This window comes from Micromonospora sp. ABR4_055, from assembly GCF_056160425.1.
Genome location: NZ_JBSWXD010000277.1, coordinates 1 through 3,626, shown reverse-complemented (window position 1 = coordinate 3,626; position 3,626 = coordinate 1). Strand labels below are relative to the sequence as shown.

The 3,626-nt window shown below is 67.2% G+C and carries 3 protein-coding genes; all 3 read right to left on the bottom strand.

The features are described from left to right. Nucleotides 1–46: 46 nt before the first annotated feature. Complete coding sequence (locus ACXAHD_RS31640) at nucleotides 47–745, bottom strand: DUF899 domain-containing protein (RefSeq protein WP_281551627.1); 699 nt, start codon at nucleotides 743–745, stop codon at nucleotides 47–49. A 91-nt stretch (nucleotides 746–836) separates the two neighbouring features. Beyond that, the gene (locus tag ACXAHD_RS31635) at nucleotides 837–2,387 is read right to left on the bottom strand and encodes an AMP-binding protein (RefSeq protein WP_281551628.1); all 1,551 of its coding nucleotides are present in this window, start codon (nucleotides 2,385–2,387) and stop codon (nucleotides 837–839) included. Beyond that, on the bottom strand, nucleotides 2,384–3,208 hold the full coding sequence (locus ACXAHD_RS31630; protein ID WP_281551629.1) for a p-hydroxycinnamoyl CoA hydratase/lyase: 825 nt from the start codon (nucleotides 3,206–3,208) through the stop codon (nucleotides 2,384–2,386). Before ACXAHD_RS31630 ends, ACXAHD_RS31635 begins: the two co-directional genes overlap by 4 nt. Nucleotides 3,209–3,626 lie beyond the last annotated feature (418 nt).

Below are 3,626 nucleotides of genomic sequence, written 5' to 3'. Positions count from 1 at the left end.
ATCCACAGATTCGCCAGAAGCCGGAGCCGTCCCGCCCGGATCAGGGCTACTTTTGGAACCTGGTGCCGTTCCACCAGTTGGCGCCCGGCACCGCCGCGTTCTCCGCGTCGTACCGGTCCTTGTGACGCCACCAGTCCCACGGGTGCTCGAGCTCGTCCTCGCGCCGGCCGAGGTGGGTGATGTCCAGGTAGTTGTAGAAGTTTTTGAAGATCTCACCACCCCGGTCGAAGATCGAGTAGGTGAAGTAGACGTCGTCACCGTCGCGGTAGAATGCGCTGACGCCGGGCGACTCGCCCTGCTCGGTGGAGACCTCGTAGTCGTAGTTGAAGTCGCTGCCGAACGACGAGTACCAGGGAATCTCCCAGCCCATCCGGGCCTTGAACGCCTGGAAGTCGGCCAGCGGAGCCCGCGAGATCATCACGAAGGTGGTGTCCCGGGCCCACATGTGCGACAGCTCGCCGACGCTGTCAGCCTGCATCGAGCAGCCGATGCATCCCTCCTTGTCGCCCGGGGCGTACATGAAGTGCCGCACGACGAGCTGGCGGCGCCCCTCGAACAGGTCGAGCAGCGTCAGCGTACCGTTCGGCCCCTCGAAGAGGTATTCCTTCTCCACCTTGACCATCGGGAGATCGCGGCGCTCTTGGGCAATCATGTCCCGCGCCTTGGTGACTTCCTTCTCTTTCTCCAGCAGCGCTGTGCGTGCCGCCAGCCATTCTTCTCTGGAGACAACTTGCGGAGGGTTCATCAGATCTCCTCAGAACTTCGGCCGGAACCATCCATGGCCAGAATGACAGGGAACTGGTCGCCGGTACTTCTCCCCGCTTGCCCAGCGCGGACTACGAGCTGAACGTCCGCTCCTTCAGCCGACGCCGCTCGATCTTGCCCACCGGGGTCCGGGGAATCTGCTCGATGAACTCGATCTGCCGGATCTTCTTGTACGGCGCCACCTGTTCGGCGACGAACGCCATGAGCTCCTGCTCGGTGGTCGGCTCCTTGGCGACCACGAAGGCCTTCGGGATCTCGCTGGCCTCCTCGTCCGGCACGCCGATGACCGCCGCGTCCGCCACCTTCGGGTGGGTCATCAGGACCGCTTCGAGCTCGACCGGGGAGACCTGCTGGCCCTTGTACTTGATGAGCTCCTTGATCCGGTCGACCAGGAACAACTCGCCGTCGTCGTCGAGGTAGCCGAGGTCACCGGTGTGCATGAACCCGTCCGGCCGGAGCACCTTGCTGGTCACCTCGGCGGCGTTGAGGTACCCCTTCATCACGTGCGGACCCCGGATCAGGATCTCGCCCCGCTGGTGCGCACCGAGCTGCGCCCCAGTGGTCACGTCGACGATCCGGCACTCGACATTGGGCGCCGTGCGGCCCACCGACGCGGGCACCAACGGCTCCTCGAGCTGCATGAACGACGTCATCGCCTCGGTGAGGCCGTACCCCTGGGCGATGTGACAACCGAGACGTTCCCGGCAGAGCCGGGCGATCTCGGGGTCGAGCGCGGCGCCGCCGGAGACGATCGACCGGACCGACGACAGGTCGTACCGGTCCGGCAGCGGGCTCCGGGCCAGCAGCACGGCGAGCGTGGGGACAATGTAGAGGCGGGTGATCCGGTGGTCGTGGATCGCCTTGACGTACCCTTCCGGGTCGAACCGCGGCATCGTCACGATCGTCGCGCCCTGCAACAGGCTGGCGCTCATCACCATGATCAGACCGAACGCGTGGTGGAACGGCGGCATGGCGAGCACCTTCTCGTCCGCGCCGAGCGGCGTGACCGTCCTGGTCTGCAGCACGGTCGCGACGATGTTGCGGTGCGTCAGCATCACCCCCTTGGGGCGTCCGGTGCTGCCGCTGGAGTGCAGCAGCGCCGCGACGTCACTCGCCGGGTCGATGGCCACCTCCGGCGCCGGGTCGTCACTGAGCAGCTCCGACAGCGACGTCGCGCCGTCCGCCGCGCCCATGACCACGATCTCCTCGACCTTGGTACGGGCGGCCAGCGCCGCCGCCTTGGGCACCTCGGACGGTACGGTCACCAACAGCTTCGCGCCGGCGTCGGTGAGGTGGCCGGCCAGATCGTCGGGCGTGTCGATCGGGTTGAGCACGACGACCGTGCCGCCGGCCAGCGACGCGGCGAGCACCACGATCGGATACTCCGGCACGTTCGGCGCGAGCATCGCCAGCACGTCGCCCCGGCGGAAGCCACGGGCGTGCAGCCCGGCGGCCAGCCGACGCACCATCGAGGCCAGCTGGCGGTACGTGTAGCCGTCGCCACCGGCCACGTCGACCAGTGCCGTACGGTCGCCGTACTGCTCGGCGCGCTGCAGCACGAACGCCGGCAGCGACAGGTCCGGGATGTCGACGGTCGTCGGCGTCGGAGTGGTGGTGGTCACGACTTCGCCTCCGCGCGGCTGTAGGTGCTCAGCCCCGGCTGGTAGGCGCGCTTCTCGAACTGCTTCAGCGCGACGTTGACCCATTCGTTGCCGCTGAGCCGGGACAGCTCCCAGAGCTTGGCCTGGTCGTAGTCGATGGCAGTCGGCAGGTCCATGGTGGTGGTGCGCTCGTAGACCTGCTTGGCCAGTTCCAGGGTGATCGGGTTCTTCTTGGCGATCTTCCGCACGATCCGGTCGGTCTCGGCGTCCAGCTGGTCGGCCGGCACCGCCTTGTTGACCAGGCCGTACTCCTGTGCCTGCTGGCCGGTCATGGTGTCGCCGGTCAGGATGTAGTAGAGCGCCTGCTTGCGGGGCAGGTTGTGGGTGGCCGCCCAGGTGGCGCCGCCGGCCGGGAAGATCCCGAAGTTGATTTCCGACAGGCCGAACAGTGCGGTCTCCGACGTCACCGCCAGGTCGCAAAGGCCGGTGACCAGCAGGCCGCCGCCGAACGCGAACCCGTTGACCTTGGCGATGGTCACCGCCGGGAACGCCTTGAGCCGCTTGAACCAGGTCAACGCGATCAGGTTGGTCCGGTAGAACAGCTGCGGGTCGTCGAACGGCTGCAGGAAGCACTCCTCGAGGTCCATCCCGGCGCTGAAGCTGTCGCCGACGCCGGTCACCACGACCGCCTTGACGTTGCCGGCCGCCTCGATCGTGTCGAGGGCCTGGTTCATGTCCCGGTGCATCTGCGGGTTCATCGCGTTCTTCTTGGCCGGGCGGTTCATGTAGATGGTGGCCACCGGGCCGTCCATCTCGAGGTTCACGGTTTCCAGCACCATCATCTCAGTTCCCTCTTTCCGGTCGGGCAACGAAAAATGCGCGCAGTTGACCTTGGCCGCTCGGCCGTACAATCCGGATTTCGACAGTGCAGCCTCCGGTAGGCCCGCCGCGCTACGAGCATCACAAGTACCGATCCGGCACGCTTCTTTGGTGTTGCCTTGCCCCGATGGTCAGCGAAATCCGATACGGCAAGATTCACCGCACCGCTTGCCGAATATTGCCCACAATCGCCGACCGAACTGCAGGGAACGGCATTCTGGGAGAGGACACGCTGGAGCCTGGTCCGCAAGAATTCCGGGATGGTGGTCCGCAGCCCCCGGACCACCCGCAAGGTCGCGGGGGGGGGGGGGGGGGGGGGGGGGGGGGGGGGGGGGGGGGGGGGGGGGGGGGGGGGGGGGGGGGGGGGGGGGGGGGGGGGGG